Source organism: Shewanella sp. GutCb (genome assembly GCF_002836135.1).
Classification (GTDB): domain Bacteria; phylum Pseudomonadota; class Gammaproteobacteria; order Enterobacterales; family Shewanellaceae; genus Shewanella.
The window spans coordinates 1-5,584 of sequence record NZ_PJBL01000048.1 but is presented as its reverse complement, the minus strand read 5'-3'; the positions used below and the strand labels follow the sequence as shown (position 1 = coordinate 5,584).

General features: G+C 43.7%; 7 protein-coding genes and 2 tRNA genes. All 9 read left to right on the top strand.

Translation table 11 applies throughout. The annotated features are described in order from the left end of the window. Positions 1 to 85 precede the first annotated feature (85 nt). The 9 genes from ybgC to CXF86_RS19790 all read left to right on the top strand — a co-directional run bounded on the left by ybgC (position 86) and on the right by CXF86_RS19790 (position 5,576). Positions 86 to 484: a tol-pal system-associated acyl-CoA thioesterase gene (ybgC, locus tag CXF86_RS19830; protein ID WP_101089694.1), complete on the top strand. Its 399-nt coding sequence runs from the start codon at positions 86 to 88 to the stop codon at positions 482 to 484. Beyond that, positions 474 to 1,163, top strand: a complete 690-nt coding sequence (tolQ, locus tag CXF86_RS19825) for a protein TolQ (protein ID WP_101089695.1) — start codon at positions 474 to 476, stop codon at positions 1,161 to 1,163. Before ybgC ends, tolQ begins: the two co-directional genes overlap by 11 nt. Beyond that, the gene (gene tolR / locus CXF86_RS19820; protein WP_101089696.1) at positions 1,163 to 1,600 is read left to right on the top strand and encodes a protein TolR; all 438 of its coding nucleotides are present in this window, start codon (positions 1,163 to 1,165) and stop codon (positions 1,598 to 1,600) included. Before tolQ ends, tolR begins: the two co-directional genes overlap by 1 nt. Next, on the top strand, positions 1,600 to 2,535 hold the full coding sequence (gene tolA, locus CXF86_RS19815) for a cell envelope integrity protein TolA (RefSeq protein ID WP_101089697.1): 936 nt from the start codon (positions 1,600 to 1,602) through the stop codon (positions 2,533 to 2,535). Before tolR ends, tolA begins: the two co-directional genes overlap by 1 nt. 9 nt (positions 2,536 to 2,544) lie before the next feature. Further along, a complete protein-coding gene (tolB, locus tag CXF86_RS19810) occupies positions 2,545 to 3,873 on the top strand; it encodes a Tol-Pal system beta propeller repeat protein TolB (protein WP_101089698.1) in 1,329 nt (442 codons plus the stop codon). Between the two features lie 23 nt (positions 3,874 to 3,896). Then, the gene (gene pal / locus CXF86_RS19805) at positions 3,897 to 4,433 is read left to right on the top strand and encodes a peptidoglycan-associated lipoprotein Pal (RefSeq protein ID WP_101089699.1); all 537 of its coding nucleotides are present in this window, start codon (positions 3,897 to 3,899) and stop codon (positions 4,431 to 4,433) included. 22 nt (positions 4,434 to 4,455) lie between these two features. Then, positions 4,456 to 5,175, top strand: a complete 720-nt coding sequence (gene ybgF, locus CXF86_RS19800) for a tol-pal system protein YbgF (RefSeq protein WP_101089700.1) — start codon at positions 4,456 to 4,458, stop codon at positions 5,173 to 5,175. A gap of 194 nt (positions 5,176 to 5,369) precedes the next feature. Then, positions 5,370 to 5,445 (top strand) — tRNA-Lys (locus CXF86_RS19795). 55 nt (positions 5,446 to 5,500) lie between these two features. Beyond that, a tRNA-Lys gene (locus CXF86_RS19790) sits at positions 5,501 to 5,576 on the top strand. Positions 5,577 to 5,584: the final 8 nt, after the last annotated feature.

Here is a 5,584-nt window from a genome sequence, read left to right as displayed (position 1 = left end):
TTATCACATATCGCCATTCACAATTGCATATTGGCTAGGTATAGTAGGCCTCTTATTTTATCTCATTAAATGGCGATATCATTATATGTTTCGTTGGCCTATTTCCGTTTATTACGAAGATACTGATGCTGGTGGCGTTGTTTATCACGCAAATTATTTAAAGTTTTTTGAGCGTGCACGAACTGAATGGTTAAGGGCGATGGGTGTGAGTCAAACTGCACTACTTGCCGATGATATAGCTTTTGTTGTAAAGCGTGCCGCACTGGATTTTTGTAAAGCTGCGCGTTTTGAACAGAACCTTATGGTCGAAACCGAGGTCATACAACTTAAGAAAGCGTCGTTGGTGTTTAAACAGCGTTTAATTGATGAACAGGGCGTTACGTATTGCGAGGCTGAAATCTTAGTCGCCTGTGTCGCATTATCGCGTATGAGACCCCGAGCCATTCCCCAACATATTGCCCAGGAGTTTAACGGTGGAAGCTGATATTTCTTTTATTGGATTATTTTTACAAGCAAGTCTTTTAGTTAAATTTGTTATGTTGACCTTGCTTAGTTTGTCCATTGCCTCATGGGCAGTGATTATTCAACGTCGTAAATTATTGGCGGCAACAAAAAGCGAAGCGCTAAAGTTTGAAGATAAATTTTGGTCAGGTGTTGATCTTAATAAACTCTATCAAGAGCTTTCTGCTCGTCAGGATCGGAACGTAGGTCTTGAAGCATTGTTTGTGACTGGTTTTAAAGAATACTCACGTTTGAGCAAATTAAACGGACGAGTACCTGAAGCGATTATGGATGGTAGCTACCGTGCCATGCGAGTGTCTCTTTCTCGTGAAATGGAAAAACTCGAAACTCATTTACCTCTATTAGCAACCATAGGCTCAACGAGTCCTTATATTGGGCTGTTTGGTACGGTTTGGGGGATCATGAACTCCTTTATCGCCCTCGGTGCGGTTGAAAACGCCACGCTTGCCATGGTCGCGCCCGGTATTGCAGAAGCATTGATTGCCACCGCAATGGGCCTATTTGCGGCTATACCGGCTGTTATTGCGTATAACCGCTTCTCAACTCAAGTGGATAAGATTGAAATGTCTTACGCCAACTTTATGGAAGAGTTCTCCAGTATTTTGCATCGCCAAGCATACAGCGAGAAGGAACAGGCATAATGCATCAAGGCTACCAAAGGAAGCGCCGTCGTCCAGTCGCTGAAATTAACGTGGTGCCCTATATCGATGTGATGTTGGTACTATTGATTATTTTTATGGTGACAGCCCCGATTGTAACTCAGGGGGTTAAGGTTGATCTGCCGCAAGGTGCTGCGGAATCTTTACCGGCAGATAGTAAGCCGCCAATCGTTGCGTCAATCGATGCTATGGGCGAGTACTACTTGGATGTGGGCAGCTCGAGTACCAAAGAGGTACTTGAACTTGAAGAGGTTGCTACTCGAATTGGCGCTATTATTCAATTAGAGCCTGAACGTCCTGTTGTTGTTAAAGCTGACCGCAGCATTGCTTATGAAAAAGTGATCCAGTTGATGGTGACACTGCAAGGGGCTGGCGTACCGTCTGTTGGTTTGATGACCGATTCGCCGGAGGATAAGTAGTGGCGACTAAATCTGATTTAACCCTTCCAGTATCAATTTCAGCTGGGATTCATATTGGCGTGATAGTTATTCTAGCCTTAGGAATCGATTTTTCCGAAAAACCTAAACCCCAGCCTCAAGCCAGTGCCCCCGCTGTGCAGGCGGTGGTGATTGATCAGCGAAAAGTGGCCGAGCATGTTGAAAAGTTAAAAGCGCAGAAGCGTGAAGCTGAACGTAAAGAGAAAGCGCGTCAAGATAATGCGGATAAGCGTGTACGTGATGCCAGAAAAGAGCGCGAGCGCGAACAAGCACAAATTAAAAAGTTAGAGAAGCAACGTAAGCAAAAAGAGATTGAAACAAAAAATGCTAATGACGCAGCCAAAGCCGCCAAGTTAAAGCAGAAACAAGAAAACGAGAAAGCGGTAAAGGCTGAAGCAGATCGTAAGCAAAAAGATAAAGAGCGTAAGGCATCTGAAGAGGCTGCGAAAAAAGCGGCTGATAAGCGTAAAGCAGAAGAAGCCAAGGCTAAAAAAGCAGAAGATGAACGTAAGCGTAAAGCGGAAGCAGAGCGTAAACGTAAGGCAGAAGAGCAAGCCAGGCGACAGCAAGAACAGATGATGCAAGATGCATTGGCTGCAGAGCAGGTGGCGCTGTCGCAAACGCGGAATAAACAGGTCACGAGTGAAGTTCAGCGTTATACCTCAATGATTAGAGCGACGATTCAGCGCAATTTAGTGGTTGATGAATCTATGCGAGGGAAAAGCTGCAAAGTCTTTATTCGTTTAGCCAATGATGGTTTTGTTACTGCAAGTAGGATTTTGGACGGAGATAGCGTTGTATGCCGAGCCACTAAGGCGGCAATCAACAAAGCTGGCCGTTTGCCAGTGTCGAATGAGCCTGATGTATATAACAAGCTAAAAGAAATTAATTTAACAGTTCAACCCGAGTTTGATTAAAGGAGTCACATGAAGATTTTTGGGAAATGGTTACTGGTAAGCCTGCTAATTTGTAGCATGCCTGCTAAAGCGGCATTAGATATCGTTATTACCGAAGGGGTTGATGCTGCAAGACCGATAGCCGTTATTCCTTTTGTTTGGCAAGGTACTGGCCCTATGCCGTCACAGATCTCTGATATTGTTATGTCAGATTTAGCACGTAGTGGCACATTCAGCCCATCAGATGAGTTAAGCCTACCGCAACGTAATATCAGTACGTTGGCGCAATTTGATGCTAAAGCCTGGATGGCACAGCCTGCTGAAGCGGTCGTCATGGGATCAGTCAAGCCTTATGGCGCTGATAAATACCTGGTGAGTTTTGAGTTAATCGACTTGGTAAAAGCACAATTACAATCCGATATGGGTCCACAATCTGCAAAAGAGCTGGTGATTGATAGTCGCGAAACAGTGATTAGTGCAGAACAGTTTAGGCAGTATGGACATCGTATTAGTGATGTGGTTTACGAGAAGTTGACGGGTATTCGTGGTGCATTTCTGACACGTATAGCTTATGTCGTTGTCAAACATGGCGAAAAATCTCCTTATCAGTTGATGATCTCCGATTATGATGGCTATAACGAGCAGATGTTGTTACGTTCACCAGAGCCATTGATGTCACCTTCATGGTCCCCTGATGGGCAGGAATTAGCCTATGTCAGTTTTGAGAACCGTAAAGCTGAAGTGTTCGTGCAAAATATTTATACGCAGGCGCGTAAAAAAGTCACCAGCTTTAACGGTATTAATGGTGCGCCTGTGTTCTCGCCTGATGGGAAAAAATTGGCCGTAACGCTTTCAAAAGATGGTCAGCCTGATATTTATGTGGTTGATATTGCAACGAGTGCACTAAAGCGAGTCACCAATCATTACGCTATTGATACAGAGCCTTCTTGGTTTCCAGACGGTAAGTCATTACTACTTACTTCCGAGCGTGGCGGACGCCCTCAGCTATACAGAGTCTTTTTGGATTCAGGTAAGATTTCTCGCTTAACGTTCGAAGGTGAGTGGAACCTCGGGGGGTCGATTGCACCCGATGGACGCAGCATTATTTTTGTAAATCGGACTAATGGTAAATACAATATTGCAAGAATGGATCTTGAAACACGATTTATGCAAGTTTTGACGAGTACACGACTCGACGAATCCCCAAGCCTAGCACCCAACGGTACTATGGTAATTTACGGAACAACATACCAAGGTAAACAAGTATTGGCCGCAGTTTCTATGGATGGGCGATTTAAAGCCCGATTACCTGCCGGTCAAGGTGAAGTGAAATCACCTTCTTGGTCACCATTTCTATAACTATAAAGATTAAGGATTTTAAAATGGATCTGAATAAGCTATTTAAAGCCATGTTAGTCGTACTTCCTATTATGGCTATCAGTGCCTGTAGCTCGACTTCTGAGTCTGAAACAGATGCAACTAGCTCTACTGGAACATCAACAAGTGAATCTGCTAACAATGGTGTTGAAACTGGCGGTGTAGCGCCAGTACTAACACCACAAGAGCAGCAGCAGCTTAAGTTTCAAGAACTAAGAAAAGAACACATCATCTATTTTGATTTTGATCGTAGTTCAGTTTCTCAGCAATTTGCTGAAGTGTTAGAAGCACATGGTGATTATCTTGTTGAACATCCAAATGTTCGAGTCATGATTGAAGGTCATGCAGATGAGCGCGGCACGCCTGAGTATAATATTGCACTAGGCGAACGTCGTGCTAAAGCTGTTGCAAAATATCTACAAGGTATGGGTGTACAGCCTAGCCAAATGAGTATTGTTAGCTATGGCGAAGAAAAGCCAATGGACCTAACTCGTTCTGATGAGGGTTTTGCTATAAACCGTCGCGCAGTACTTGTATATTAATTTTCGGTAAAAGGTTTACCCTATGAAATACGCCGTGATATCAGCGGCAATCATCCTAGCGAGTGCGGCTCATGCTGCACCTGCACCAGTTGAGGATGTTGCTGGTGGCTCTTCAGACGACAGAGTGGCTCGTCTAGAGCGAATTGTAAAAGCTAAACAGCAAACTGAATTTGCTATGCAGCAACGTTTAGAAACTTTGCAACAAGAAGTCCTCGACTTGCGTGGATTAAGTGAGCAACAGTCTTATCAAATTGAGCAGATGCTGCAAAGGCAACGTCAGCTTTATGAAGATATTGCTAATATCTCAAGTAAGCCTGCGGTACCTATAGTAGCAAGTAGTAATAGTTCTTCGACTGCAAGTTCAAGCCTGGGCGAGACTGCCAGTTATGAGCAAGCTGTAAATTTAGTGCTGAAAGAGAAAAAGTACGAAGCTGCCATTCCAGCATTTGCCCAGTTTATAGAAAAATATCCAAATTCTAGCTATGCTCCTAATGCTAATTACTGGTTAGGTCAGCTACTTTATAATAAGAGTGAGTTTGTTAGCGCGGCTAAAGCGTTTACAACCGTGGTTGATAAATTCAAAGATTCCGGTAAGCGCGGTGAGAGTTTAGTCAAGCTGGGAATGATTTCTGAGAAGACTGGCGATAAAGCAAAAGCGAAAGCCTATTATCAGAAAGTTGTTAAGGAATATGCCAACAGTGCCGCGGCGCGTATTGCACAGCAGCAACTTTCAGCACTTTGATGACGATTTATTCAAAAAACAATCTCTTAGGCTGTTTTTCATGCAAACGATAAAAAATGATAAATTTGCGCTTGCATGAGCAAATGAAAAAGGTATTATAGGCGCCCTCAGAGAGACACCGTCTTTCGGGGGTATCTAAACGAATTATTTAGTTAATCTAAATTAAGCGTTAAAGATACTAGCAATACCAGAAAGGGCCGTTAGCTCAGTTGGTAGAGCAGTTGGCTTTTAACCAATTGGTCGAAGGTTCGAATCCTTCACAGCCCACCACTTCTGAGGTGGATTTGCTTCAAGGCAAATGAATTCAGAAAAGCAATACCAGAAAGGGCTGTTAGCTCAGTTGGTAGAGCAGTTGGCTTTTAACCAATTGGTCGAAGGTTCGAATCCTTCACAGCCCACCACTTCTGAG

What these genes read in the sequence shown, in the direction of transcription:
- pal (WP_101089699.1), top strand. Translation starts at nt 3,897, where the DNA reads ATGGATCTGAATAAGCTATTTAAAGCCATGTTAGTCGTACTTCCTATT.
- tolB (WP_101089698.1), top strand. Translation starts at nt 2,545, where the DNA reads ATGAAGATTTTTGGGAAATGGTTACTGGTAAGCCTGCTAATTTGTAGC.
- ybgF (WP_101089700.1), top strand. Translation starts at nt 4,456, where the DNA reads ATGAAATACGCCGTGATATCAGCGGCAATCATCCTAGCGAGTGCGGCT.
- ybgC (WP_101089694.1), top strand. Translation starts at nt 86, where the DNA reads ATGTTTCGTTGGCCTATTTCCGTTTATTACGAAGATACTGATGCTGGT.
- tolR (WP_101089696.1), top strand. Translation starts at nt 1,163, where the DNA reads ATGCATCAAGGCTACCAAAGGAAGCGCCGTCGTCCAGTCGCTGAAATT.